The organism is Mesorhizobium sp. DCY119 (genome assembly GCF_003590645.1).
Lineage (GTDB): Bacteria > Pseudomonadota > Alphaproteobacteria > Rhizobiales > Rhizobiaceae > Mesorhizobium_M.
In genome coordinates this window covers 3,981,714-4,008,098 of record NZ_CP031834.1, presented here as the reverse complement: position 1 = coordinate 4,008,098, position 26,385 = coordinate 3,981,714, and the positions used below count along the sequence as shown (strand labels likewise).

Below are 26,385 nucleotides of genomic sequence, written 5' to 3'. Positions count from 1 at the left end.
GTTGATCTCTGAAATGAAGCAGCGACACGAGCCGTAGGGCTATCAATTTGTCGCGCCCCATTTTCGTTTGACGTCAGCGACCTTCACCCTGAGGCTCTTACTTCAGAATCTCGAAATAGCTTTCCGGCTTGCCGCGACAGTCGACAAACTCTGCAACGATCTGCGCGGTCTGCGGGCTGGGGACGAATTTCCCAGCCATCGTCATCATCCGAAATACCAGGTTGGGGTGTGAATATCCCATGTCCCAGTAAAGCGTAGACGTGAGGCACATTAACTCCGACAGGCCCTGCGAGAGCGCGTTCGCGTAGTAGACGTTGAAGGCCAGCACATTGAGGTTGGCGACGATCGATTGCGCGACCTGGACCGCCTCACCTGAACCACCAAGCGCCGCTCGCAAGGCTTTCTCGGCGAAGGCGTCGGCGCGTTCTTCGCGCTGCTTGGCAAGCTTGCCATCCGGGTCGGGCTTTCCCTCGCGATCAACATAGTCCTCTTCGGCGATGTGGCCCATCTCGTGCAGCAGCATGAACGCGAGGGCAAAAGTTTCGTCGAACGGATCGCCATATCCGTTTGCATCGCGAGCGACATCCAGCCATTTACGGATCGCCGAGGCCTGGATGAGCACGCAGCGGCACCCCTCGGGCACGTCGATCACATCCACGTTCGGCGCGAGGTTGCGGTTCGATAAGAGAAGGATTGGGACGGGTGAAGGGACAGTCGAGGTCACACCGCCGAACTCGAACGCCCAGCCGCCGTCAATAGACACCAGCACGGAATTAGCTGCGGTCGCGGCAGCCTCGACGAGAGCCTGTTCGGCCGAGGTCGGCTCGAGATCGTACCGTTTGAGAAACGCTGCCGGGCCGTACGGGTCGTCACAGGACGCGAGCATGCCGGCCAGACCAAAAACCGCAAGCAGCCTGGTCAGTTGGATTGCGGCGCCTGCCATAATATCCCGTCCGTCCCTTGGGATCGCGCCGCCTCGAATTCCGTCAGCAGCTTATGCGTCGTGTCTGTGCCCGCGATGAGGTCGTTGACGACGAGGACGCGCCACTCGAGATTCGGGTGCGACAGGCCGCGATCCCAGAACAGCGATGGTTTGCGCAGAACCGTGCCGCCGAAATCATCCAAAAGGCGGTGCGCGGTGAGATTCCAGGACAGGTTCGTGAGTGCCAATGAAATCTGTGCCGCAGCGTAGCCGCGATCGCCGCCGGCCTCCAATCCCAACTTGATCGCGGAGGCTGCGAATTCATCCGCGTCCTCCTCGCGCTGTTTTTGCACGGTCTCATCAAGGTTGTACCCGCCTTGCGTGGACCCCGCTTCGGTAGCGTCGGCGACGGCGGCATCACGTGCAATGTGCCCCGCCTCATGCAGCAGCATATAGGCGAGGATTTGAGCAGGCTCGATGGTGAGCAAAGCGGTTCCGGTGCCGACCTTGTCCGCAAACCACGCGTCGAGAGCACTTGCCTGGACCACAACGCAACCGCATTCGCTGAACGTCGACATGATCTCCGTGGGCCCCAGCTGCGACCTGACTGCGTATACCGGAACACCGCTGTTCTGCCCCGGCACCCAGCCTGCCGAGAACTTCTGCGCATCCGCGGGAAGAATATCGTTGACGAGATCGATGGCCGCCAGCAGCACCGGATGATCGGGTGGCCACTCTAGGAGCCCAAATCGTTCTAGCCCACCATATTGCCGCTCGGCCGTGTCCTCGCAGCCTGCCAGCAGCAGGCAGAGGAGCAGCGCCCCCGCGAGCCGCGTTGCACTCACTGGTTGGCCAGGAGCGTGATCCGGTCGAGAACCGCCTGGGCCTCGTCCGGCGTCTTCGCGGCGGTCACATCCGCGCGCGCCGAGACAAGTGCAGTGTGCAGCGTTTCAGCCCGCTTGATGTAGTCTTGAGAGTTCGCCACGGCGAGGCTGCCGAAGGCCGTCAACATGGCGGCGAGGGCAGCGAGAAAACCGATCAGCCGGAGGCTACGCGCCGGAAGGCCCGTCGTATCCGCAGGCGCGCCACCCGCAGCGGGAGCTCGGCCATAGGAGCCAACGATGAGAGTGATCGCCGCCGTGGCCGCGAAGCTCAGCCAGCCGGCGATATCGCCTGACAGCCGGAGCAGCCCGCCAAAAGCGTTGATGCCGAGCATCTTCTCACGAGCGGCGTTCAAGGTGGCGATGATCTCTTGGGCCGGGAGTTGAAGGTTGCCCTCGAATCCGCTGCCAAGGCCGAGCACGTCGGGGACGGCCTGACGGCCGATGCCGAACGCGAAAACAGCCACGATCCAGACAACAAGTCCGACAAGCAGGCCCACCCCGATGATCTGAAAAACCTTCAAGATATTCCTCCACCGGAACCTGGTTCACTGTGAACACATCTGAGTGGAAGACTATCGCAATTGTGTAACGGCAAATAGACGGTGGGGGCGGCTAAATTGCCGCCACCCCGAGGACGGTCTGAATCGACAGTTGGTCCTCACAAGAGATTGGCGTCACCGGCGATCAGGAATCTACCGGAAGTCCCGCGTCTTCACTTTGATAGGATCGACCTGCAATGTGGGGTCGACAAGGTCACGTGGTCTGAAGCCCTTGGGCAGGCTGCGCGGATCGATGCCTGGGCCGCCATGATGGGCTTCATCGCCCCGCCCATGCGGAAGCGGAAACGCCACATCGCGATTGCCGACGCTGGCGAGTTCCCCCGAGAGGTCGGTGAGGTGATGCGCGACGAGGTGGACCACCTCGCCCTCACGCTGAATCTTGCCCCTGACGCTCAGCATCGAGGAGGAGAGCAGCACGCGACGAAATTTCTCGAACACCTTGACCCAGACCACGACATTGGCAGCGCCGGTCTCGTCTTCCATGGTCAGGAACATCACGCCCTTGGCCGAGCCGGGGCGTTGGCGGACCAGGACGAGGCCCGCCGATTCCAGCCAGCGGCCATCGCGCGCCTGCATCGCCTCGGCGCAGGTGACAATACGACGCCGGGCAAGGTCGGCCCGCAGGAACGAGAGCGGATGGTTGCGCAGGGTGAGACCAACATGGCCATAGTCCTCGACCACCTCCCGGCCGGCCGTCATCGACCGCAGCGCCACGGCAGGCTCGTGAATTTCCGACACTGTCTGCCGCTCGCGGGCCGAGGCGGCCGCAAAGAGCGGCAAGGGTTCGTCACGCAGGCCCTTGAGCGCCCATAAAGCCTCGCGGCGCGCCAGGCCCAGGCTGGGACGGAAGGCATCGGCCTCGGCGAGCTGGACGAGCGATGCCGCCGGCACGCCGGCGCGGTGCCAAAGATCGTCGATGGAGGCGAAGGGCTCGTCGGCTCGGGCCGCGGCGATCGCGGCTGCGTCGGCATTGGCCAGGCCCTTGACCAGGCGCAGGCCGAGGCGGACGGCAAAGGCTCCATCCTCGCCAATCGGCTCCAGCGTGCAGTCCCACCGGCTGGCATTGATGCAGACGGGGCGGATCTCAACGTCATGGTCGCGGGCATCGCGCACGATCTGGGCCGGCAGGTAGAAACCCATCGGCTGGGAGTTGAGCAGCGCGCAGCAAAAGACATCGGGATGATGGCATTTCATCCAGCTCGAGGCGTAGGCGATGAGCGCAAAGCTGGCGGCGTGGCTCTCGGGGAAGCCATAGCTGCCGAAGCCCTCCAGTTGCTTGAAGGTGGTGGCCGCGAATTCCGGCGTGTAGCCGTTGGCGATCATTCCCCCGATCAGCTTGTCGCCGAACTTGCTGACGCCGCCGGTGTGCTTGAACGTGGCCATGGCGCGGCGCAACTGATCGGCCTCGCCGGCGGAAAAGCCGGCGCAGACCATGGCGACCTGCATGGCCTGCTCCTGGAACAGCGGAACACCCAAGGTCTTGCCGAGCACGCGCTCGAGCTCGGGCGTTGGAAACTCGACCGGTTCCTTACCTTCGCGGCGGCGGAGATAAGGGTGGACCATGTCGCCCTGGATGGGGCCGGGCCGCACGATGGCGACCTCGACGACCAGGTCGTAGAAGGTGCGCGGTTTGATGCGGGGCAGCATCGACATCTGGGCGCGGCTCTCGATCTGGAAGACGCCGATCGTGTCCGCCTTGCGGATCATGGCGTAGATCGCCGGGTCTTCGGCCGGGATGGTGGCCAGGTCGAGGGTCATCCCCTTGTGTTCGGCCAGCAGATCGAAGCTGCGCTTCATGCAGGTGAGCATGCCGAGGGCCAGGACGTCGACCTTCATGAACTTCAGAATGTCGATGTCGTCCTTGTCCCACTCGATGACCTGACGATCGACCATGCGGGCCGGCTCGATCGGCGCCAGGTCGTCGAGCCGGTCGTTGGTCAGAACGAAGCCGCCCGGATGTTGCGACAGGTGGCGTGGTGTACCCTCGAGTTGCTGCGCGAGTTCGAGCGTCAACCGCAGCCGGCGATCAGCCAGGTTGAGATTGAGCTCCCGGGCGCGGGTTTCGTCGATGCCTTCGCCGTGGCCCCAGACCTGGGACGAGAGCATCTTGGTGACGTCCTCGGGCAGGCCGAGGGCCTTGCCGATATCGCGGACCGCACCTTTGGTGTGATAGCGCACCACCGTCGAGCACAGCGCACTGTGGTCGCGACCATAGGTCTCGTAGACCCACTGCATGACGATCTCGCGCCGCTCATGCTCGAAGTCGACATCGATATCCGGGGGTTCGTTGCGCTCCTGCGAGACGAAGCGCTCGAACAGCAGATTGTTGCGCTCGGGATCGATGCTGGTGATGCCGAGCACGTAGCAGACGGCGGAATTGGCGGCCGATCCTCGGCCCTGGCACAGGATGTCCCTACTGCGCGCGAACTGCACGATGGCGTTCACGGTCAGAAAGTAGGGGGCGTATCGCAGGGTCTCGATCAGGCGCAGTTCGTGCTTGATGAGCGCCACCACCTTGTCGGGTACGCCCTCGGGATAGCGCCGCTCCGCGCCTTGCCAAGTGAGCTGTTCCAAAGCCTGCTGCGCCGTCAGGCCGGGCAGCATCTTCTCTTCGGGATATTGATACGCGAGTTCGTCAAGCGAGAAGCGGCATTGCCGAGCGATCTCGAGCGTGCGCGCGAGCGCTTCCGGGTAGCGCGAGAACAGCCGTGCCATTTCCTCGGGCGGCTTGAGATAGCGGTCGGCATGGCGCTCGCGCCGGAACCCCAACTCGTCGATGGTGATGTTGTGGCGAATGGCCGTCACTACGTCCTGCAGGATGCGCCGGCCGGGCTCGTGGAACAGAACGTCGTTCGTCACCACCGTCGGAACCCGCATCCTGGTGGCCAGGTTGGCGAGTTCATGCAGGCGAAGCTGGTCGTTGGGGCGGCGGCGCAATGTGAGTGCCAGATGGGCGCGGTCGCTGAAGGTCTCCCGCAGTCGGCGCAGTTGCAGCGCGCAAGTGTCGTCGGCGGGATCGGGAACGAGGATCGCGATCAGGCCTTCGGCGTAGTCGGCGAGGTCGCTCCATTTGAGCAGGCACTTTGCCTTGCCGCCGCGTTTCTTGCCCAGGGTCAGCAGCCGGCAGAGCCGGGAATAGGCGGCCCGGTCGGTCGGATAGACCAGCACGGACATGCCATCAACCAGATCGAGGCGGCAGCCGACGATGAGCCTGATGCCAGTGTCCTTGGCGGCCTGATGGGCTCGGACGATGCCGGCGAGCGAATTGCGGTCGACGACCGCCAAAGCCTCGATGCCGAGCCTGGCAGCCTGCGCGAAGAGGTCATCGCAAGAGCTGGCGCCGCGCAAAAACGAAAAGTGGCTGGTGACCTGCAACTCGGCATAGCGCGGGGCGGTCATGCGAAGACCCCATGCAGGAACCACTTGTGGGAGCCCGTATCCGGATCTTCGCCATCGCCGGCGCGGTAGATCCAGAAACGATCGCCTGACTCGTCCTCGACCTTAAAATAGTCGCGGACGGCGATCAGTTCGGCATCGCGCCGCCACCATTCGCCAAACACGCGTTCGGGACCGTCGGCGTGCGCGACACGACGCCGGATACCGCGCCAGCTGAACCAGACCGGCGGGTGGTCGGGCAGCAGGGCCATGGTCTCGATGGGTTCGGGATGCGCAAGCAGGCGCGGCGGGCGGGGCCATTCGCCCGGCCAGCTTGTCCCGTCATCGGGCGCGGTCGCCGCTACGCGGCGAAACGAGCGTTCGGGCACGTCGCTCTCGACTGGGGAAAACCGATAGAGCCGCTGTTCGCCGATGCGATTGGCGAGCGTGTCGATGAGATCGGCGATGTCGGGCTCCGGTTCCTCGACCAGCGAAGAGATGATCTGCCTGGCTCCGAAGGGCTCGGCGAGCGTCGCGGTCAGCGTCATCAACTCGATGCCGAAGCCGGGATCGACTGTTTCGATGCGGTCGGTGAGGAGCCGGCTCAGCCGCTTGACGTCGCGCACCGGGACGGCGGTGCCGACGCGAATGGCCTCGATGCGGTTGTCGACGCGGTGAAGCAGCAGGTCGAGCCGGCGGGCGCCGAGCCCCTCGGCCTCAAGCGCTTCGCAGAGGGCTGTGACGAGCTTGCCGGTATAGCGGGCGATGGTCTCGGCGGCGCCGATGGGCTCGCCGAAGGCTCGGCGCACCTCGACGAGTTCGGGAGACCGGATGGGATCGAAGGGTTCGCTGCGCCGGCCTGTCGCCTGGTCGAGACGGCGGCCGAGCTCGGGCCCGAAGCGCAGGGTGAGAGAGGCGCGCGGAGCCGCCTCGACGTCGGCCACGCGCTCGAAGCCGAGCGCATGAAGGCCTTCGACAATGTCAGGAGGAAGACGCAGGGCGCCGATCGGCAGATCGCGCATCATCGCCGCATCCTGTCGCGCGGGTGCGACGAAGGTGGGTCTGGCCAGGAAACGCGCACAGGCGTGGGCGGCGCCCCACGTGCCGGCCACCGCCGCCCGGGCCGCTATGCCGGACGCTGCCATGCGCGACACCAACCCCTCGAGCATCGTCTCCTCGCCACCATGCAAATGCTCGGCGCCGGTGGTGTCGATGATCAGGCCATCGGGCGGATCGGCGGCGACGATCGGCGCATAGCGCAGCGACCAGAGCGCCGTTCTGTCGAGCGCCTCGGCATCGCCTGCCGGATCCAGGTCAAAACTCAGGAGGCCAGGCACAAGAACCTGCGCCTTGCTCGCCGGTATGCCGACTCGCAGCCCCGCCGCGCGCGCCGCCACATCGGCCGCCAGCACGATCCGCCGGTTTCCCTGCCGGCCGAGCATGACGATCGGCGTTTCAGCCGATGGCGCGGACTGGCCCATTGCGCGCCGCTGACGATCGGTCGGCCAGGTCGGAAAATAGAGCGAGACGACCCTTGTCATCGCAGGCCTCCACTTCAAAATCGGCGCTCTCTCCAGCCCGCACCCGGATCAGTTCAAGCTGCCAGCGTGCGCGGCCAACGCCGGGGACTGGCAAGGGGCGGGAGGGAAGGGCGGTCACGCGCCAGCGGCTGACCGCGGCGGTCGGTTGTCCAAAATCGGTCGCCTCGATCTGTCGACGCCAGCGGCGGATGGCGATACCGATAGCGCCGGACGTCTCGGCGGCCAGTTGCAGCCGGCGGGACGCCGCCATGGACAAGCGCGCCAGCTCGGCGACGACGGCTCCTAAGCCGCCATGGCGAAGACCTTCCTCGAAGCAGGTGAGCACCGAGGCTTCGTCACCGGCCTCGAAATAGACGACGCGGCCGGGCAGCAGTCCGGCCTGGGCGAGGGCAGGGGCGAAGAGATCCTGCCGGGTGACACACCAGAGCACTTTGCGTTTCGTGCGCGCGGCGACGCCGGCGGCAAACAGCGCTGCCGCTGCGCCATCGATCGCCCCGTTGCGGCCGCCCGCGACCTCATGCAATGCACCGAGCGCCAGCCCGCCTCCCGGCAGGGCCTTGTCGATCGAGGGAACGCCGAACGGAAGCGTCGCGCGGTTGCGCGCCGGCCCGCCTTCGAGGCGTGCGATTCGCTCACGAAGCGCAGCGATAGCAGGGCTGGCGGCGGGCTGACCCATGAATCAATTACTCTCAAACAGTCTTCCCAATGGATTTCGGGGCTGATATGTTCCTTATTTGTTCTCTTGGAGTGCAGGAGTCAATCGGACTCGTCGCGGCGCATCGAAGTTGATCCCAGACTGCACTCCATCGAGTTGTGGTATATTTTGCTATGCCGACCGCTGACGCAGGGACGGCGCTGTGGGCGAATTGACAACGGTCAGGAAGATAAGCGGAGGAGGCAGGGCACGGCCATCCTTCGGAAGATCATCGACATGGATGCCTTCTTTGCCTCGGTCGAACAGCGCGACGACCCGGATCTGCGCGGCAAGCCGGTGGCGGTCGGTGGCTCGGCAGCGCGCGTGTCGTAGCCGCTGCCAACTTTGAGGGCAGAAAGTTCCGGGTGCGATCGGACATGCCCTCGATCACCGCGCCCACGCCGATCTGCGCTGCGGCCATGCCGCCGTCGCGTCGCTGTAGCGGGTTTGGGCAGGGACTTCGACACTGGCGACTGGGTTGTCCTCAACAGGGGCTCGAAAGACCGAGCTTTCAAGCGAACGCCGACGCTATTGCGAATCTGGGTAACGTCTTGAGCTTTTGCAGTGCTGCGCTCTCGATACTCGCGCCGTTCAGCACCCTTCACGCAGGCCGAAGGTGTTGATCATGTCTCACGGCTTGCTCAAACTCAGGGCAGGTGACAGCACGTCCCGTCGCAAGTTAATCCAAATTTTGTTGATAGCGGGCGAATATATTGCATTGGATCGATAGAATCGCGGGGGGTTAAGACGAGTGGCAGGCAAGCTTGATCTGGTCAGGTCGACAAAGAAGCTGAAGGGCGAATTTGCGGCGTTCCACATGGACATAGGCCGTTGGCGTCGGTTCAAGAGTCGCCACAAGCTACAATGGCAAAAGGTGCGTTTCCAAAAAGGGAGCCAGGCTCTCGTGCCCACGGAGCGAGGAATTTACGTATTTACTGTCGAACTCGATCCCAGCAAGCTACCGATCCACGGATACATGATGTACGTCGGAATCACCGGGCACGAATCAAAGAATGCAAATCTCAGAAAGAGGTTCGGGCAGTATCTAGGCCACCAGCGGAACGACACAGGAAGGGCAAGAATCAGGTTCTTGTTGGAGAACTGGCGGAATGATCTGTTTTTTAATTTCGTACCCTTGCCGCAGGCGAACGTGGATCTAGAGATGATGGAGACAGCCTTCATCAGCGCCGTCATTCCTCCCGTCAACCGAACGGACTTCGACGCCGACCTTGCTCCCACTATCATAGCGGCCTTCTAAGCTGATGCCGGGCTCGCTCACCCTCGCGGCGCTCAGGGGTTCCTTCGGAACCTGGGTTTACTATGTCTGCATCGTCCCTGTCGCAGAAATTGGTGCCCGCGTGCGCTACGCCGAGGAGATTCATCCCGACAAAGCTCTGTCAGCGCTCATCCAACGCCGCCTGACCGGCAAGCGGGCAAAGCATATCGCCGAATACTTGTCGAATACGCCTGACCGGTTCTTCAACTCACTGGTCCTCGCCACATATGGCGGATCCCCGGAATGGCTGGAAATCGGTAATTTCCGGGCGCCAAGCGACCCGTCGCGCCTGCGGTTGCTATCGGAGCAAGCCCAGGAGGGAATTGGATTCCTGATGCTCTCGGGAAAGGAACGCATTTTCGCCCTGGACGGACAGCATCGCCTCGCCGGAATTCGCCAAGCAACTAGTGAGGACCTGGACTTCGGCGACGACACCCTCCCTGTGGTCCTAGTGGCACATCGCAACGATGCCGCCGGCAGGCGAAGAACGCGTCGGTTGTTCACTACGCTCAACAAGACTGCTGTACCGGTGCAGAAGCTCGACATCATTGCACTCGACGAGGATGACGCGATGGCGATCGTAGCCCGGCGTCTAGTTGAGAATGATTCCGCCTTCCGGGATCCGCGCACGGCAGTGATTTCAAGCCTGAGCATGCCCGTCGCGAACAAAACCGCCTTGATGACGATCGCCACGCTCTACGACGTCCTCAAGATTTTGTTCCTTCATGAGATCGGAAAGCGGTCTGATAGGACATTACGCTTCAATCGCCCGCCCGATGCCCGGCTGGATCATTTCCACGAGCTGGCGACCGACTACTTTTCCGCGCTGGCCACGGCATTCAAAGCGGTGGCAGATGTGAGGACGGCCGAAGACCCCAGAGCGGTCACGAGGAAGCACCGTAGTGCGAGCGGAGGGCATATCCTTTTCCGCTCCATCGGGCTCGAGAACTTCACCCGGACTGTTGTCGCCTTTGCCGATGAGCGTGAACTCACTATCCCGCAGGCAGTCGCGAAGCTAAGAGCAATGCCAGTGGACATTTCAGCCCCGCCATACCGTGGGGTAATCTGGGATCCAGCGCGTGGCGTGATAGTTCCCCGTGGCAAGCCGCTCTTGCGGCGGCTAATGTTCCACATGGCCGGTCTCGGCAGCGACTCGAAGTTGCTGGCCGACTACAAGGAGGTCGCCGGAACGAGAGTGCGGCTGCCGGCCAAGATAGCATGAGCACAATCCGGCTATTGTACCCCGGCTAGTATACCTGACGGTTAGGGATTACCCCACGAACGCCACCCCTCGGGTTCTCCATGTCCCCAATTCGCCTCGGGATGAGATGAATGTGGCAGTGGAAAATCGTCTGACCGGCTGGTGCGCCGGCGTTGCTGCCGAAGTTGAATCCGCTGATTGTAGTGTCCTCCTCCCTAAGCTGACCGATAATTTGCGTCTGGAGCGCATGCAGAGCATTGATCTCAGGCTGCGATAGGCCCGTCTGATCTTCAACATGACGATGCGGGATTAGCAGTGTGTGGCCTGCAGTAACTGGATTGGCATCACGGATCGCAAGGATGAGTTCGTTCTTGGCTACTATCCGCTCGCCGGGCAAGGTACAGAACGGACAGCTGTCGTCGCGCAGCGCGTAAGCGATGCGCGCGGAATGGAAGTCCGTAGTATCTCGATCGAGCTTCTGCGCATTACAGACGCTACACAAAGCCTGCAGATTGAACAGATCATTCGACCCACCTCTAGTGCGGGGGATGATATGGTCAACTTGGAGCGCTCGCTCCTGATTGCTGATACCGCACGCCTCGCATCGCCCATGCGCTCGCTTGAGGACTTCGTAACGGAGGGTACCGGGAATGGGGTCGAAATTCTGCGAGCGATGATGCCAGATGGCGTCCTGACGCTGGGCGACATATTCAGCGACCTTGGCATCACACAACGCCATCAGCGATGCACGCTCCCACTCGTTGAGCACGGGGATATCTTGGGAGAAGCGATAGACGCCCCGGCTGTGCTCGATGATGCCATGACGCTTGAGCGTATGAGTCGGATAGCCTCTGGTAATCTGCTCATAGTATTCGAGCTGGCTGAGGTCCGCCGCGAGGAAGTTGGCGGCAATCTGACGGCGCGTGGCCGCGCCGCCGCCGGCCAGGATCGTCCTGATCATCAGAGGCTGATATACATGGCTCATCGACATGGAATCGTTGAGGAACGAGCGCAGCCGCAGATAGCCGGTGCTCCCTCCGCGCTCACCTCGTGCTTTTCCTCGCGGTAGCGGCTTTGCTGGATCGCCGTTAAAAGTCATTACCGCAGACTACAGTCTCGAACGCGGGTGTCGATAGAGCACTCCTTGTCCTCCAGCTTTGGCGCGAGAACGGCGAAGTCTTGCTCTTCAAAGTCGCGAAAAGTTTGTGGAGTGCCGAGCGACACAAAGATCAAGCTTCCAGGGCCACTTGCGTGGGCCGGCAATGGCAATTACCTGCCGACGAGTAGTGTCTCCCAGTAGACCTCGGCGCGACCGAGCAGGTCGGGTTGTGCTCCTAGATTAGTCATCGTGAGGCCCTGGGTCGCGGCCAACCTGTCGACTTCGTCAGAACTGACCGGCCAGATACCCCGGGCGGGATCACCAGGCCCCATGCGGAGGCTGATATAGATCTTGCCCGACGGCGTGATCAGTGCCGAAATCCGCCTAAGAGCTTGAGCCCGTTCTGAGGGCGGGATGTGCATCCAAACCGCACTCAACAGCACGATATCGAATGGCTCACCCCGAACCTTGTTGAGGCCGGGGAGGGCGTCCGACAGCCACTCTATACGTGTATCTCGATGGAGGGTTTGCGCCAACTTCAGCATATTGGCGGAGGGATCAACCGCAACCACGTGATGGCCAAGCTGCGCGAGCGCCGCCGCATCGCGGCCGGTGCCGGCACCGACATCCAAAATCCGCATTGGCGGCTTGCCTGCCAGCATACTCGCCAGGGCTGGGTGGGTATTCTCGAACGAGATGCCCTCATAGCTGTCGGCGAGTTCTTCCGCATGACGGTCATAATAGGCGATCGCCTGGTCGCCGGCCGGCGCGCCATGGGGGAGGGTGTTCTCTGTCATTGTTACAACGAGTAGCACGAAGCTGGTGGTCGCCGCCAATCCGAGGAGCGTTTGGAATATGTGGCGAACCGTCTCGTTCCCGGTAAACCAGGGTCCACCAGGTGCAGAGACATGGCCTGCTGCAAACGTTGTCTTCGACCATTGGAGGTACTGGGCCATGATGTAACGAAGGCGGCGTAGCGTCAGCATGAGGCCGACGTTCCCGCAACCTGCGAGGAACAATAGGCCGGCCGCAAAGAAGGGCATGTCTTTGACAGTGGAGACACCGAACCAGAGTCCTCCTGTCAGGGTCATTGCAATCAGCGGAATTTGCCACATCAGATTATTGAGGGAGCGGAAAGTCTCCCAATTCTGATTATAGGCGGCCAGCAGCAGCGCATTTGATTGCTCATCGTTCATCGCGCTGGTTACCATTGTTTTTCTCGCTTTAACCGATGCGCCCGAATCCGCAGTACACACGCGCGCGTAATATGTGGCAGACGCGCTCGCGTGAGGGCCAGCCGTGATATAGGGTCTTCCAAGGGCGGTCACGATGGAAGTGAAGTCGGCCCTACAAACACACTTCCATCAATAAATAATTGACTTCCATGGACGTTGCGGCGTAGGGTTACGCTCATCATTCTGGACTTTTTCGATGGACGGCAACAGCCTAGAATTTACTGCCATTCGGGGCGTGCAGGCAGGCAGCTCCTACTACGTGATCATGGTGCCACTCAAGGTGGTTCCGCGCCTCTTCAAGTTCGATGATGAGGCGATGCCGGCCGAGTTGCGCGCGCAACGCGTCCTGAACAAGGCTCGTGTCCCGGCGATCGCCAACTACATCACGGGGAATTCGAGCGAGTATATCCTCTCCTCGCTCTGTGCATCGATCGATGGAGAGATCGAGTTTGAGCCAGCCGCAACCGAAGGTCCTTTGCGCAAGGTAGGCCAGCTTCGAATCGACATGGGTGCGACGATCCTAATCAATGACGGTCAGCACCGACGCGCAGCCATCGAGGAAGCGGTCCGCGAACGCCCGACGCTCGGCGACGAGACCATCTCGGTCGTCGTGTTCGTCGACAAGGGTTTGACCCGCTCGCAGCAGATGTTCGCCGATCTTAACATCCACGCGGTCCGTCCGACGCGCTCGATCAAGATCCTGTACAATCACCGTGACGCCCTGTCCGGTCTGTCGCGCGAGGTCGTCAGATCCATCCCGCTGCTACGGGATTTCACTTGTTACGACGGTACAAGCATTTCCAACCGCTCGATTAAGTTCTTCACGCTGAGCAGCCTGCATCAGGCGACCGGCGAGCTGATTGGCAAGTCGAAGTCGGGGACAATCAACGCAGACGACAAGGCGCTATCTATCGCATTCTGGAACGCGGTCATCGCGCAAATGCCTGACTGGCAGCGTGTCGGGTCGCGCGAAGTTTCTTCATTCGAGCTGCGCCGCGACTATATCCATGCGCATGGTGTCGCAGTGCTGGCGATCGCGAAGGCCGGGTCGCAGCTGATCAAGGCGCATCCGCGAGACTGGGCAAAGCGCTTGGCCAAGCTGCGTACAATCGACTGGGCCCGGGCCAATCGCACGCTGTGGGACAACCGCGCGCTTGTGGCCGGCAAGGTCAACAAATCGAAGAACAATGTGACCCTAGTGACCAACGTGATCGTGCGCGCCTTGGGTCTGCCGCTCAGTCAGGAAGGTCAACGCGTTGAAGATCTCTACGCACCGACGGGAAATGCTCAGTTGAAGGCGGCTAGCTGATGGCGAGGACTTCTGTGCTCGATGGGGATGGGTTGGATGCTCGCTACCGCGAAATCCAGCAGGTCTATTTGTCGGATAGCCGGCCTTGGGTAGTCGGATATTCAGGCGGCAAGGACTCGACCTGCGCGTTGCAAATGGTCTGGAAGGCGCTGTTGGCCCTGCCGCTCGAGCAGCGCCAAAAGCCGATCTACGTGATCAGTTCCGATACCTTGGTCGAGACGCCAGTCATCGTGCGCTACATCGACGTGACGCTGGAGCGGATCGAGAAGGCCGCGGCCGAACAGGGCCTGCCTATCAAGACCGAAAAGGTCATGCCGACGGTCGATCGCAGCTTCTGGGTTAATATGATCGGCCGGGGATATCCAGCGCCGTCGCGGCGCTTCCGCTGGTGTACCGAGCGCCTCAAGATCGAGCCGGCCAATGATTTCATCAAATCCAAGGTCGCCGATTTCGGCGAGGTCGTGATGATCCTGGGCGTTCGGTCGTCGGAAAGTGCGACTCGCGCGCAGGTCATGTCGTTCCACCGGATCAAGGGATCGCCGCTTTCGCGGCATTCCTCGCTCTCGAACGCCTTTGTCTACGGGCCGATCGAGGCGCTCACGACCGATGACGTCTGGACTTATCTGCTTCAGAACCCGTCGCCTTGGGGTAATGACAATCGCGATCTTGTCGCGATGTACCGCAACGCGCAGGCAGGCGAATGCCCGCTGGTGGTCGATACCACGACCCCGAGCTGCGGGAATTCGCGTTTCGGATGCTGGGTTTGCACCGTGGTGGAACGCGATCGATCGATGGAAGCGATGATCGATTCTGGCGAAGACTGGCTCGAGCCGCTGCTCGAATTCCGAGACTTGCTGGCCGAGACGCAGGCGCCCGACAAGAAAAGGCTCTACCGCGATTTCAGGCGGCGCAGCGGCCAAGTCGCCTTCATCAAGGGGACTGATACACCGGTGCCGGGCCCCTATACGCTGGACTTCTGCAAGAGCCTGCTGCGCCGGCTGCTGGAAACTCAGATCCGCGTCCAACGCGAGGCGCCTCCGGGCGACGAGACCCTGCTTGTCCACGATGCAGAGCTGCATGAAATCCGGCGGATCTGGCGCGCCGAGCGCGGCGACTGGGCGGACTCCGTGCCACAGATTGTACGCGAGGTGCTTGGCCGCGATCTCAACTGGATTGCCGAGGATGCCGTCACCTTCACCGCCGATGACAGCCAACTGCTCGATGCGATCTGCGCCGATCACGAGGTACCGACCGAGCTTGTCATCAAGCTGCTCGACGTCGAGCGCGCCGCGCACGGATTGAAGCGCCGTCACGCGGTCCATACCCGCATTGAGGATCTGTTCCAGCAGGAATGGCGGGGCCTGGACATCGTGCTTGCCGAGCGGCTGTCGGGCCGCCTCGCGGTCGAACTGGAAGGCGCCGAGTTCGAAGAGGAAGGAGACGGGATGCTCGCTTCGTTCGCGACACGCGAAGGTGCCGAATGATTTTGCGGAACGTAGCCCTCGAGAATTTTGGCCTCTATGCCGGAACGACGGAAATCGACCTCGTGCCGCGCAGCCGGCGGGGCGGTGCGTGCCCGATTGTGCTCGTTGGCGGCAAGAATGGAGCGGGCAAGACCACCCTCCTGGAGGCCGTCCGCCTTGCCCTTTATGGCCGGCGCTCGCTGGGCGCGCGCGTAGCCCAGTCGGATTACGAAGCCTATCTGCGCGGCCGGATCAATCGCGACGCTGGGACGATGACCGCGGCGGTCGGCCTGGAGTTCGACTATGCCGAAGCCGGCGTCGTGCATCGCTATCGGGTGCGCCGCGAATGGTCGGTGCGCGGGAAGACCCTCGCGGAAAGCCTGCTGCTGGAAAAGGATGGTACGACCGTCACCTCCGTCCCGCGCGAGGAATGGCACCATTTTCTGCAGGAGTTGATCCCGCCTGGAGTTTCGCAGCTCTTCTTTTTTGATGGCGAGAAGATCAGCGAGATCGCCGACGGTGAAGCCGAGAACGAGCACCTCGCCGAAGCGATGCGGGGATTGCTTGGGATTGACCTGGTGGGTCGCCTCCGCGCTGATCTCGGCCTCTATCTGGCGCGGCATCTGCGTGAAGGCGATGGGGCGTCGACCGCGAAGCTGGAAGCGGTCAACCGCGCGATCGCAGCCGCCGCCCGGCGCGCCGAGGAGACTGGCGATGCGGTGGCCGAGCTGGTGTCGGCGCGCGACTCGCAGGCCCGCCAGGCCGAGCGGGTGCGGCGCCAGTTCGTTGCGGAGGGCGGCGACGTTGCGCTGCACCGGGCGCGGACCGAGGCGGAACGCGACGAGGCCAAGCGGGGCATCGCCCGTTGCGAGCACGAGTTGCGAGACCTATCGAACAAGCTGCTGCCGTTCGCCCTGGCGCCCAAGCTGGTCGGCAGCTTCCGTGCAGCATTGGCACAGGCCAATGGGCCCGAACGGCAGCAAAGCTCGATGATGCATGTGCAGAGCCTACTGGTCGCCTGGCGCGCCGACAAATCTGCACAGCGGCAAGGCAAGTGGGACGCAAAGCACTGGTCCGATCTCCAGCATTTCTTCGATGCGCAGTCGCTGCCGGACACGCAGGCAGAGAGCCATGCCGCCTTTCGGGAAGTCGGCGATGGCGCTGCGACACTGAGCCGGCTGGCCGAGGTGGAGTTGGACGTTCGTCCGCGCGCACGCGCCTTGCTCAAGGATCTAAACGCGCTGACTGCTAAGGTGCGGGCGCTCGATACCGCGCTTGCCCGCGCCGACAATGCGGCGGCCGGGGTGTTGCTCGATGAGCTGCGTTTGGCGGAACAAAAGGTCGGTGCGACCGAGGCAACGCTCAACGCGCGGCAGGAAGAGCTCAAATTGCTGCGTGGCCAGATGGTCACTCTTGATCGCGACCGGCGCCGTCTCGAAGACGAGCAGGCCAGTTCGGCCAAGGCGATGGAGCGCGCGGAGCTTGCCGCGCGAACCGCGCAAGCGCTGGCCGACTATGAGAAGCGCTTGCTCGAGCATAAGCTGGGTCAGCTCCGCACCGAATTTGTGAACTGCTTCAACCGGCTCGCACGCAAGGCCGATCTCATTGTCGATGTGCGCATCGATCCTGACACATTTGCGACGACCCTGATCGACCGGGGGCACAGGGAGATACCGAAATCCGCCTTGTCCGCCGGCGAAAAGCAGATCTACGCCATCGCGATGCTCTGGGCGCTGGCGCGGACGAGCGGCCGGCCGCTGCCGATGATCATCGATACGCCGCTCGCCCGGCTGGATTCGGAGCATCGCGCGAAGCTCACTGGCCGCTATTTCCCCGCCGCCTCGCACCAGGTGATCCTGCTGTCGACCGACACCGAGATCGACGAGGCCTTGATGCGCGATCTGGCCCCGAGCGTGTCTCACGCGTTTAGGCTCGACTATGACCATGAGGCCGGACGGACGGTGGTTTCGAACGGCTATTTCGCGACCGAGCTCGCGGGGAGGATTCATGCACTACAGCAAGCTTAAGATCTCCAGCGACGCGACGAGCAAGCTGCGCTCGCTGCGACAGCGCACCGGGATCACGCCCAATCTGCTCTGCCGCATGGCGATCATGATATCGCTGGAAGAAGGACCACTAGGCGGCGCAGCGACACCCGACGAAGACGGGTCCGAGTTCAACTCCTATACGCTGACGGGTGAATATGGCGCCCTGATCGCCGCGTTGCTGCGCTGGGTCGAGGAAGGCCAATCGGGAGACAGCGAGCTGGGTGACGGGGCGCTGATCGACCGTTTGCGCGGTCACATCCATCGCGGTGTCGGCACGCTGGCCGTGCGCGCGAAATCGCCGACGGACCTGCTCCGGCTCGTGCCGCTGGCCGCCTGACCGCTGCCATGGACAGGATCTATCTCGACCATAATGCGACGACGCCAATCGATCCCGGTGTGATCGAAGCGATGGATCCCTATCTCCGCGAGATCTTCGGCAATCCGTCGAGCGTAGCGCATGAGGATGGTCACGTGGCGGCGCGCGCGGTCGCCATGTCTCGCGCGCTTGTTGCCGATGCGATCGGCGCGCACGAGAATGAGATCGTCTTCACCGGCAGTTGCACCGAGGCCGACAATCTCGCGATCTTCGGCGTCGCGCGCGCCAATCCGGACAAGAAGCATTTGGTAACGACGGCGATCGAGCATCCCGCCATACTCGAGCCGGCGCGCGCCCTGGAACGCGAGGGCTGGCGCGTTACCTATGTACCGGTGGGTGAAGATGGCCGAGTCTCCGTGACGGCCATTGCAGACAGCCTTTGCGACGATACTGCCTTGGTGTCGGTCATGGCGGCGAACAACGAAGTGGGATCGCTCCAGCCGATCCAGGAGATCGGCGCTCTGTGCGCGGCGCGCGGCGTGATCTTCCACACCGATCTGGCGCAAATCGCCGCCTATGGCGATATCGATGTGGAGCGTGACAATATCCATCTCGCAAGCCTGTCCGCACACAAAGCCTATGGCCCAAAGGGGATTGGCGCACTTTACGTGCGGGCGCGGCGACCACGGGTGAAGCTCACGCCCTTGCTCTTTGGTGGCGGCCAGGAGCGTGGACTGCGGCCCGGCACTCTCAACCCGGCCGGGATCGTCGGCATGGGGACCGCGATGGCGATCGCGAAGCGGACAGCGAAATCCGAGGCAGTGCGATTGTCCAGCCTGTGCACCACCTTCCGCGACGCCGTGCTGGAACGTGTGCCTGGCGCTGTGCTCAACGGTCACCCGACCAAGCGTCTGCCGAACAATCTGTCCTTCTCGATTCCGGGACTGGAACCCCTGGCGTTGATGCGCTGCCTTCGCGACCAGCTGAGCTTTTCCGCGTCGAGCGCATGCGCGACCGACAAGATCGAGACCTCGCACGTTCTGCTCGCGATGTTCGGCGACACCGAGCGAGCGCGGGGGGCGTTCCGGATCGCGCCCGGGCGGTTCACGACCGAGGCGCAAATGGGTGCTGCCGCCTCGCTTATCATTGAGGAGTGCACGCGACTGAGGCGAGCCGGGCCAATGCCGGCACGCGCAACAGCTTAGCCCAGCGCCGCCTTCGCAATGGCGTCCCCGATCAACGCCGTATAGCTCTGGATGAATTCTTCCGCCGTATAGGGCTTCATGTCACGCTGTTCGGCGAGATATTCATAGCCACCACTTGCATAGGCGTTGAGCCGCCGCATTCCCGGCTCGGTCAGGCTGTTCGGACTCTCGGAATCGACCAGCCGCTTGAAGAGCGCGCGGACCTGCGCCTTTTCGCTGACGTCGATGCCGCTCTTGCGGAGCTCAGCGGTCACCAGCAGCCCGATAATTAGGCGGCTCGCCGGACGATAATCCTCGACGAACTTCTCGACCAGATCGGTCGCGGGATGCGTCGCTCCGGCCAGTTCGGTCGCGCGCCCACTGGCGAGGCCCGCGAGCAGGCACAGGTAAAAGACGTCGAATTTGGTGCGGAACGGCGGCGCGTCCGCGATCTCGGAGAACCAGCTTTGCGCGTCGGTGCGGAGGCGAAAATAGGCCATGCTAGTCTTCCTCCTCGTCGGTGACATCAAAGCTCATGAAATAGTCGCTGCCTTCGACGACCACCGAATGGTCGTTCTGGGTGACGCCGGTCGTCGGGAGCGCGGGAAGCAGCCGTGCCGTCCCTGGAGTCTTCCGGAACATCGTTAGATAGCGAATCTCGTCAGTCGCGGCCGCCAGCGCAGGCACGAATCCGGGCAGTTCGGTGTTGATGGTGAACGCGACAAACTGACTGCAAAGCTCGGGGATCAGGGCGCCGACGCGGCGCCGCCTACCCATGTCCATTGGGTTGGCGGGACTGTCGACGACTAGCGGGAAGTCGTTATTGCCGCGGCGAAGCGCGCTCATCAGGAAGACATAGCCTGCCGCCAGCACCTGTGCGGTGCTGCCCGTTCCCTGACCCTCCAAGCGGATGGAGCGATCGATCCGGGCGATGGTCAGCGGATCATTAGCGAGCACTTTCTCAAGGCGGGTGTTGCTGAGCGCAATGAGTTCGGCCTTGATCTTCAGCCTGGCGAGCTCCTTGGTGCGCGCCATGATGCCCTTGACGACATCGGTCTGCTTGCGGAGCGTCACCGTCTCGGTGATCTCGGAAATCTTGCTGCCGAAATCCTTGATCTTCTTGTCGATCAGCTTGAGCGAGCAAGGGTCGGATGCACCGTCTTTCTCGTCGTCGGCGTCAATCTCCGCAACGAGCCGCGCGCACTCTGCATTGAGCTTGGTCTGCTTGTTGAGCTGCAGCTGCCACGCCCGAAGCTCTTCGTCGCCTTCGTCGATCAGCTTCTGCTGAAGCGCGAGCACAGTCTGCCGGGCCATTTTCTGGTCTCGCCGAGCAGTGCCTAGCTCCGCCATTGCGGTCGCCAAGCTTTCGGCGGGTGACTGGGTTTCGGACGAGGCGGTGAAATCGCCAATGTCCTGCTTGATCGCGTTGATGACGCCGGATTCCGATGCGTCGAGATAGCGAAGCGACCGGATCCCGATCTCATGCTTAGCACCAGGCGTCATTTCGCGGCCGCAGATGCACTCGTCCTCCTCGAGAAGCTCGTTGAAGAACTGGGCCGAGGTGTTCTCGGGCAGGCGCAGATTGTCGAGATTGTCCTTGAGGGCGATCAGCGATGTGGCGAAAGACGGGTGGATGGCCAGCGGTTGGCGGAGCGCCTGCATCGCATTGCCTGCTGCGACGACGAGCGCGCCTTCCGTCCGTGTCATTTCGATTTTGGCTTCGTTGAACTGTTCGCGGGTCGATCGACCGGTCCCCAACCGCTCCTCGATCTTAGCGCTAAGGTCCGCCATCTCGGCGGCAGTGTCGCGCACCTGTCCATCGGCCTTCGCCCGGGCCTGGACGATGATCCCTCGCCGGGTGGTCATATTGGCAAGCTGGGTACGGAGGCGGGCAAGGGCGCCGTCGCTCTTCGCGCCCGCCTGCTTGGTCCGCCGCGCCCATTCCTGCTCGACGAAATCTTCCACCTCATCGAGGAGATAGAGCTGGCACAGCGCGTCGATCGCGTCATCCGCCGCCGTCTGCCGCTCGTCGAGGAGACGGGCGGCAAACTCGCCGTTGAAGACGAACAGGCCGAGAAATTCCTTGGCGAGGAAGCGGCGCACGAGTGGTGGCGGCGCCCAGGACTGGACGACGCCGCCGCTGCCCGGATTGGTTGTCCGATAGCGCGCGGTGCCCATCTCGAAGTCGAGGACCAGCTCGATCGACAAGGGCCGGCCATCGACGAGCAGCGACACGACGAAGGTGCCGAGGTCGCGGTCATCGCCCTTGCGGCGATAGCTGCGCACGATCTTCTGGTCCCACGAAGCCGCCGCCCCACTCAGCGTCGCAATCAGCATCTCGAGCGTGGTGGTCTTGCCCGTGCCGTTGGGCATCTGAAGCAAGGTGACCTTGGGAGTCGCGGGCGCTGGTCCGATCAGATCGATGGCGACGTCGGGACAACGCAGCCCCGAGGTCGACCATCCGGCAATATCAATTCGCACTCGGCGGTCCCCCCAGTTGAACCGCTTCGCGGACATCCTCGTAGCGTTGGGCCAGGTCTTCCCGCGTGTCGTCGCCCTCGGTCATAGCCTGGAGCCATGCTTCGAGCCGGAGCGACAGCGCCCGCGGTTGACCGCATTCCTCGACCGCTTCGCGCAATGCGGCCGCCAATGCAGAATCAAGCGCCATGATGATCTCCTTTCCGTACCGTTGCGAGCTCCATGAGCCAAGCGTTGCGTTCCTGATCCGCGTTCGGGATGGCGTCAGCTTCACCTCCCGGTCGCACGAAGTCCACCACAAGTGCGCGCTTGCCGGGATTAGTCGGGTCGATCCGCAAGCAGCGCCCGATCCGCTGGATTGTCTCGAGTTTGGCGCGTGCGGAGGCGAACAGGATTACCGCGTTGAGCGAGTGGATGTCGATGCCTTGCGAGATGCGATGGCAGGTGATGAGGCAATCGATGTCGCCGCGCGCAAAGGCGATCAAATGGTCGCGATCATCATCGGCATAATAGGTGCGGTAGCGGTGGGTGCGGCGATGAATCGAAGCGAGGATGCGCTCGCCATATTCGATCGTCTCCACGAACACGATGCTGCGGTTCAAAATCTCCGGGGCGACCCGCAGATGCTCCTCGAAGATCTCGGGCTTGGCTTCGGCAGTCTTGTAGACCTTGGCGATCTCGGTCCAGAGTTCCTCATTCCCCATTGGCCGGCCTTCGCGCAAGCGCGCGGCCTTCTTGGCATAAACGAGGCGAAGCCGCTCACGGTCGCCATCGGTCAGGTCATAGGCAAGCGGCTGATAGTCGAATTCGCTGAGCACCCCGCGTGAGATCGCCCTTTCGAGCGGGAAGCGGTACAGGGTCGGTCCTAGTTCGCTGTTGATGAAGTCATTGCCCTCGGCGTCATAGGCGCGGTCGGGCGTGGCGCTTAGACCGACGCGCCAGCCAAACGCGGCATGCTGGCCTGCGAGGCTTGCCACCAAGCTCGGCGTGCCGAGCCCATGAACTTCGTCATGGATGATTAGCGCCTTCGCCTTGATCCGGTCGGGCAAGCGCGGGAGCAATCGGGCGAGTTGCCCGCGCGAGACGACAATGAGCGTATTTCCCGGGTCAACGAGGAAGTCGCCCATCTCGTGATATCGGCTGAAATGGCGATAGATTAGCCATTTCGGACCGCCATCCAGATTCCAGGCGTCGAGCTCCCCCGCCCATTGCTCGAGCAGGTCGGTCCCTTCCATCGTGACGATGGCGCAGTTGATCGCGCCCTCGGAAACGAGGTGTGCCAGTATTTTGATCGCCGTCCGTGTCTTGCCGGTGCCCGTCGCCATTTCGAGAATGCCCGCGGGATTTTCCAGGAACGCCGCCACCGCCTCGTCCTGGTGACGCCAGCGCGGATCGACTTCTGCAGGTTCGTCGGACTTCTCCTGAGGCGTCGGTTCGACGAACGGCCAATCGGCATTCTGCCGCAGCCTATCCAAGATCTTCGCCGACGGCGTAACGACGGCGAGACCGGCGGCTTCGCCCGCCCAGGTTTCATCGAACTGCTCGGCCTTGGTAGCGACGCGGTCCTGTTCGCCAAGCAGCCAGTCGCAATAGACATCTATGCTCTCATAGTTGCGGCTATGGCCGCCGGTCGTCTCGTTCGCCGAGCCGGTGAAGGCGATCCTGCCTCCGCCCTCCAGGTCAAAGATGCCGAACTTCTCATGGAAGATGCCGGGCTCGTCGAGATGCTCCGGAAAAGCGAACTTCAGCTCGAGCCGGTCATTGGCAATAAGCCAGGCGAAGACGCGCGCACGGATCGCCATGTCGTTGGGTGAGAGCGCAAGGTCGGCAATTTCTTCCAGGATGCGATCGACGACGATCGCCCGGTAGGCGGCACGGGCGTGCTCATCGTCGAGTGCCATCAGCGTGCGCCGGTCCGCCTCGGAGATCATCGGCGACGAAATAAGACGGATGGACAGCATCTTGAGCGCGGCCCGAGGAAGCCCATCGATCCAGGCGAGCAGGGCACTGCTGGAGAAATATCCAGCGGCACGGCGATAGAGGCTGGCCTCCCGAATGCATGGCGCAAAAAAATCGTCGGCAAGGCTGTCGCGGCCGCTCCGGTAGTGGCTTTTTGGATGAAAGCCGGTGTGCTCAGCCCCCTTAGTCATTCAAGCCCCGATGCCGCATCATTCCTCGAGCAACCAACGTAGCAGGTCCTCGCGCTTCTGCCTCTCGGCAGATTGGCGGCTCTCGGCCATAATGGCGTCGAGCGGATCGATCACCATGCTCGCCGAGGCGGTCGGGGCGCTGCCGCGGCCTTCGAACATCTCGGCAAGCCGGCCTGGCTCGGGCCAGCCCTGATTATCGGCAGCGGCGGCGCGTATATCATCTTGCAGCTTCAATCCGGTGCCGTGGTCCCAAGAGAGGGTTCCGGTTGAGGAAAGCTCGTATATCATTTGCGCGAACAAGTCCGCGGCTCGATCGGTTGCCCGATGCGGCCTCTGCCAGGCCGAAGGATCGGCGCTGTCGCAGTGCAATGCCCCGAGAGCCAACAATATCGCCATGACCGACGCAGCTGCATGACTGTCGATCCGCCGTCCCGCCATGCGGTTCACGGCCATCCAGTTGAGCACACCAGCGTTCACGGCGTCGATGCAGGCCGCGAGAAGGCGATCCAGCTCGGGGCGGACATAGCTGTCCTGACGCGGGGCATCGGCAAGTTCAAATCGGCCTTCGCGCCGTGCCATTTCCTGCCAATGCGTTCGCTCCGACGGGGAGATCGGCCAAGCAGCGATGTCCGCGACGGCGAGCAGCGAGCGAAAATTCTCTGGTGCGCCGTGATGGCGACCCCACCGTGCGAGCGCAAATTCACCTTCGAGCGACCAGAGCGGGAATACATCGCGACGCTCGCCGGCGCGGCGCGCAAGCGCCAGCAGACGCAGCTGATTATTGTCGAGGAGATAGGGAGGAGGTGTGACAAGCAGCTCGTCGGGCGATGGGATCTGATGATGCAGGCCATAGACGCCTGGCAGGAGCCGCACGAAGATATGGGGATTGCTGAGCAAAGTCGGCCCGACGCTGTTCGACGAGCGGCCGGGCGGGAGGACGTCCTGCGCATTCTGGTAGAGCGTCAGGAGCCGCTCGGGTCCGCGGCGTTCTAGTGCCGCGATGAGCGCTTCTGCGCACGTCTCGCCATCGTCCTCCGCATTCTGTTCCTCATATGGGGTCGCGTCATTGCGGACATACGCTTCAGGATCATCCAGCATAGGAGGGTCGCCGCAGGCCCCGATGCCAAACCAGACCTGATCAAACGTCTCTATGAAGAGATGCGGCGCTGCCTGCATCACAATATTCGCGTCGCGCGCAGAGCATGGATCGGTCGGACAAAGCTGGTGATAGCGTGGGATCAGATGCTGGACGGCAATGGGGGCCGACGCCGAGGCCAACAGCCGGTGCAGACCGAGCGCACGGCGCATGCGCGGCCCCGGCCTCGACTGGACGACATAGCCCTGTTCAAGTTCGAGGCCGAGCTCAATTCGGAGCGCTGCTTCGACATGCGGTCTGTCATATTCGCTAGCTTCAGATAGGGAGCGCGGCAAGGGTAGCTTGAGCAACGCACCGAGGTCGATGGCGGCGGTCCGGGTCAGGTCTGGATCTATCGGTGCGCCGATCCAGCCATGGGTGGCGCGCGTCGCTATGGCCGACAGCCAGGTGCGAGGCGACGTTTCGACCAACTCCAGTCCTAGTTGAAGGACACCATCCAGTTTGCGCAATGCGCCATCGGCCTGTCTGTCAGAAATCCATCCGCGACCCTCGCTGATCTGCAACCAGCCGGCCGGCGCTGCTGATGCGATATGATCAGTGAGCGGAACGCGCCGCATACGCACCCGCATTCGTTTTAGAGCTCGCTTTTCGATCTGGCGGATGCGCTCGCGTGTCACGCCATAGTCGGATCCGATGTCCTCAAGTGTCTCTGGCTGCGTCTGTCCAAGGCCAAATCTGCGCTCAATGATGAGGCGATCGCGCGCTTCGCATTGGGTGAGCAGCCAGTCGAAACAGGCCGCGAGCGTTTCGAACTGTGGGACGTCGTCGGCCACCTTATCCGAATCCGCTGCGTGATTCTCGCCGAACAGGGCATCGCAGGTTCGCGCGATCTGCGCCGGCGCGGCGCCGTATTCAGCCAGCAATCGTGGCGTGAGGCGTCGCACAAGACCGGCCATTTCTTTGACCGACGTCCTGCCAATATTCGGTCGCGCCCGTAGGGCTGCAAGGAAATCGTCCAGTGCAAGGGCGACGGTACTGAAGCGCATCGTCCGGAGGTCAGGCGCGGTCAAGCCATTTTCGAGTCGGACCGACAGAAGCTCTCCTTCGATCGCCTGGGCGAGCGAAAGGTGCTCGATCCTTTCGAGAATTTCCTGCGGGCTCGGACCATCCTGCGCCGGCGCGATATCTTCTGTGGCAGCGGCCGTGATATCTCCGGTCGCCTTGACGAGCAGATCGAGCTCGTGGGCGGACTTGGCGCCGAATTGCCGAACGTCGCGCATCATGGTTGGCACCGCCCTCGCGCCCGCCGCCAGATAGTCACGAACCGATGCGAACGGCAGGGTGCCGGCGTCGGCCGCGGCAACGATGGAATTGTGTAGCCGCACGGAGGTATCATTGGCGAGGACAAGAGCTACCAGATCGAGCGAGCCAGAGCCGGATGCATGCACGACCGGGGATTGGGCGGTCGCCGGAATAGGCTCGGCAGGCTTGAACGCCGCGCCGATCTTGGCGAACCATGCGTGAGGCAAAGCGCTGCTCATAGCGCGGACTGCA

General features: G+C 62.7%; 20 protein-coding genes and 1 pseudogene. 8 read left to right on the top strand and 13 right to left on the bottom strand.

Translation table 11 applies throughout. The features are described from left to right. Positions 1–97 precede the first annotated feature (97 nt). The 6 genes from DZG07_RS19440 to DZG07_RS19415 form a co-directional block, all read right to left on the bottom strand. The gene (locus DZG07_RS19440) at positions 98–943 is read right to left on the bottom strand and encodes a hypothetical protein (RefSeq protein ID WP_119819841.1); all 846 of its coding nucleotides are present in this window, start codon (positions 941–943) and stop codon (positions 98–100) included. Further along, positions 919–1,767: a hypothetical protein gene (locus DZG07_RS19435; protein WP_133304763.1), complete on the bottom strand. Its 849-nt coding sequence runs from the start codon at positions 1,765–1,767 to the stop codon at positions 919–921. Before DZG07_RS19435 ends, DZG07_RS19440 begins: the two co-directional genes overlap by 25 nt. After that, positions 1,764–2,327 carry a hypothetical protein gene (locus DZG07_RS19430; RefSeq protein ID WP_119819836.1) on the bottom strand — a complete coding sequence of 188 codons (564 nt, stop codon included), beginning with the start codon at positions 2,325–2,327 and terminating at the stop codon, positions 1,764–1,766. The genes DZG07_RS19435 and DZG07_RS19430 overlap by 4 nt, the downstream gene beginning before the upstream one ends. A 171-nt stretch (positions 2,328–2,498) precedes the next feature. Continuing rightward, positions 2,499–5,765 (bottom strand): error-prone DNA polymerase, encoded by a 3,267-nt coding sequence (locus DZG07_RS19425; protein ID WP_119819833.1) that lies wholly within the window; start codon positions 5,763–5,765, stop codon positions 2,499–2,501. Further along, entirely contained in the window at positions 5,762–7,282 is a 1,521-nt protein-coding gene (locus DZG07_RS19420; protein WP_119819830.1) for a DNA polymerase Y family protein, read from the bottom strand. Before DZG07_RS19420 ends, DZG07_RS19425 begins: the two co-directional genes overlap by 4 nt. Then, on the bottom strand, positions 7,197–7,958 hold the full coding sequence (locus DZG07_RS19415) for an ImuA family protein (RefSeq protein ID WP_119819828.1): 762 nt from the start codon (positions 7,956–7,958) through the stop codon (positions 7,197–7,199). The genes DZG07_RS19420 and DZG07_RS19415 overlap by 86 nt, the downstream gene beginning before the upstream one ends. 255 nt (positions 7,959–8,213) lie before the next feature. On the opposite strand from DZG07_RS19415, the pseudogene DZG07_RS19410 reads away from it, so the two are divergent. The 3 genes and pseudogenes from DZG07_RS19410 to DZG07_RS19400 form a co-directional block, all read left to right on the top strand. Further along, positions 8,214–8,371, top strand: a pseudogene (locus tag DZG07_RS19410) (DNA polymerase IV); the annotation flags it as partial. Positions 8,372–8,727: 356 nt separating this feature from the next. Beyond that, on the top strand, positions 8,728–9,234 hold the full coding sequence (locus DZG07_RS19405; RefSeq protein ID WP_119819825.1) for a GIY-YIG nuclease family protein: 507 nt from the start codon (positions 8,728–8,730) through the stop codon (positions 9,232–9,234). A gap of 4 nt (positions 9,235–9,238) precedes the next feature. Next, entirely contained in the window at positions 9,239–10,474 is a 1,236-nt protein-coding gene (locus tag DZG07_RS19400) for a DGQHR domain-containing protein (protein ID WP_119819822.1), read from the top strand. Between the two features lie 25 nt (positions 10,475–10,499). Here the strand turns inward: DZG07_RS19400 and DZG07_RS19395 are convergent, their stop codons facing one another. Both DZG07_RS19395 and DZG07_RS19390 read right to left on the bottom strand, forming a co-directional pair. Further along, positions 10,500–11,552, bottom strand: a complete 1,053-nt coding sequence (locus tag DZG07_RS19395) for an HIT domain-containing protein (RefSeq protein WP_119819819.1) — start codon at positions 11,550–11,552, stop codon at positions 10,500–10,502. Positions 11,553–11,722: 170 nt separating this feature from the next. Continuing rightward, complete coding sequence (locus DZG07_RS19390) at positions 11,723–12,763, bottom strand: class I SAM-dependent methyltransferase (protein ID WP_119819816.1); 1,041 nt, start codon at positions 12,761–12,763, stop codon at positions 11,723–11,725. Between the two features lie 220 nt (positions 12,764–12,983). On the opposite strand from DZG07_RS19390, the gene dndB reads away from it, so the two are divergent. The 5 genes from dndB to DZG07_RS19365 are packed head-to-tail and all read left to right on the top strand — an operon-like array spanning position 12,984 to position 19,128. Next, complete coding sequence (gene dndB, locus DZG07_RS19385; RefSeq protein WP_119819813.1) at positions 12,984–14,096, top strand: DNA sulfur modification protein DndB; 1,113 nt, start codon at positions 12,984–12,986, stop codon at positions 14,094–14,096. Beyond that, positions 14,096–15,580 (top strand): DNA phosphorothioation system sulfurtransferase DndC, encoded by a 1,485-nt coding sequence (gene dndC, locus DZG07_RS19380; protein ID WP_119819810.1) that lies wholly within the window; start codon positions 14,096–14,098, stop codon positions 15,578–15,580. The genes dndB and dndC overlap by 1 nt, the downstream gene beginning before the upstream one ends. After that, positions 15,577–17,586, top strand: coding sequence for a DNA sulfur modification protein DndD (gene dndD, locus DZG07_RS19375; protein WP_119819807.1), 2,010 nt, complete (start codon positions 15,577–15,579; stop codon positions 17,584–17,586). Before dndC ends, dndD begins: the two co-directional genes overlap by 4 nt. Further along, entirely contained in the window at positions 17,567–17,944 is a 378-nt protein-coding gene (gene dndE / locus DZG07_RS19370) for a DNA sulfur modification protein DndE (protein WP_119819804.1), read from the top strand. The genes dndD and dndE overlap by 20 nt, the downstream gene beginning before the upstream one ends. Positions 17,945–17,952: 8 nt before the next feature. Next, positions 17,953–19,128 (top strand): aminotransferase class V-fold PLP-dependent enzyme, encoded by a 1,176-nt coding sequence (locus DZG07_RS19365; protein WP_119819802.1) that lies wholly within the window; start codon positions 17,953–17,955, stop codon positions 19,126–19,128. On the opposite strand, the gene DZG07_RS19360 is transcribed toward DZG07_RS19365, so the two are convergent. Genes DZG07_RS19360 through DZG07_RS19340 form a run of 5 tightly spaced genes read right to left on the bottom strand, consistent with a single transcriptional unit; the run spans position 19,125 to position 26,372 of the window. Further along, the gene (locus DZG07_RS19360) at positions 19,125–19,607 is read right to left on the bottom strand and encodes a hypothetical protein (RefSeq protein ID WP_119819799.1); all 483 of its coding nucleotides are present in this window, start codon (positions 19,605–19,607) and stop codon (positions 19,125–19,127) included. The two genes, DZG07_RS19365 and DZG07_RS19360, sit on opposite strands and share 4 nt — an antisense overlap. 1 nt (position 19,608) lies before the next feature. Continuing rightward, positions 19,609–21,588, bottom strand: coding sequence for a hypothetical protein (locus DZG07_RS19355; RefSeq protein WP_119920285.1), 1,980 nt, complete (start codon positions 21,586–21,588; stop codon positions 19,609–19,611). Then, positions 21,578–21,775 (bottom strand): CxC ATPase DNA modification system associated small protein, encoded by a 198-nt coding sequence (locus DZG07_RS19350; protein ID WP_119819792.1) that lies wholly within the window; start codon positions 21,773–21,775, stop codon positions 21,578–21,580. Before DZG07_RS19350 ends, DZG07_RS19355 begins: the two co-directional genes overlap by 11 nt. Beyond that, a complete protein-coding gene (locus tag DZG07_RS19345; protein ID WP_245429525.1) occupies positions 21,765–23,735 on the bottom strand; it encodes a DEAD/DEAH box helicase family protein in 1,971 nt (656 codons plus the stop codon). Before DZG07_RS19345 ends, DZG07_RS19350 begins: the two co-directional genes overlap by 11 nt. Before the next feature lie 18 nt (positions 23,736–23,753). Beyond that, on the bottom strand, positions 23,754–26,372 hold the full coding sequence (locus DZG07_RS19340) for a sigma factor-like helix-turn-helix DNA-binding protein (RefSeq protein ID WP_245429524.1): 2,619 nt from the start codon (positions 26,370–26,372) through the stop codon (positions 23,754–23,756). Between the last annotated feature and the right edge of the window lie 13 nt (positions 26,373–26,385).